Here is a 692-nt window from a genome sequence, read left to right as displayed (position 1 = left end):
GGGGTATCGGCGGGGTAGGCGCGGCGGGCAACGAAGGCCGAGAGAATTCTTTCGATAACGAGGGTTATGGGACGATCGGTTCGCCCGGCAACAGTCCTTTTGTCATTACCGTGGGCGCAATGAAGACCAATGAAACGCCGATCCGAGGCGATGATCTGATTGCCAGCTACAGCTCGAAAGGACCGACTCTGATCGACCACATCGTCAAGCCGGACCTCGTCGCGCCCGGCAATCGAGTGGTTTCGCTGAACGACAGAAATAGCCTTTTCGACATCGAGCATCGCGAGAATCGCGTGGGCTCCCTCTACTTTCGGCTCAGCGGGACCAGCATGGCCGCTCCGGTGGTGAGCGGCGCCGCCGTATTGCTGCTCGACAAGGAGCCGCAGCTTTCGCCGGACCAGGTCAAGGCTCACCTCATGAAGACCGCCAGCAAGGACTTTCCGGCAGGCAGCGTGGTCATCGATCCGGTGACCGGTGAAACCTACGCGACCGACTACGACATCATGGCGGTCGGCGCGGGCTATGTGGATATCACCATGCTGCTCGCCGACAACGAATTCTCCGAGGCCGGTTTCGAGGCCGTCTCCCCGATCGTCGAGTTCGACGAGGAAACCGAGGAAGTCCACCTGGTGACGGATTCGAGTGTCTTGTGGGGCCGGAGCGTTCTCTGGGGCCGGAATCTGAATTGGGCC

General features: G+C 60.7%; 1 protein-coding gene. It reads left to right on the top strand.

The window, feature by feature from the left end; genetic code table 11:
- On the top strand, window positions 1-692 hold a 692-nt coding region (locus tag GY769_11855; protein MCP4202616.1), incomplete at both ends, for a S8 family serine peptidase.

This window comes from bacterium (assembly GCA_024224155.1).
Taxonomy (GTDB): domain Bacteria; phylum Acidobacteriota; class Thermoanaerobaculia; order Multivoradales; family JAHEKO01; genus CALZIK01.
The sequence above is the reverse complement of the archived record's forward strand: the minus strand, read 5'-3'. Positions and strand labels throughout refer to the sequence as shown.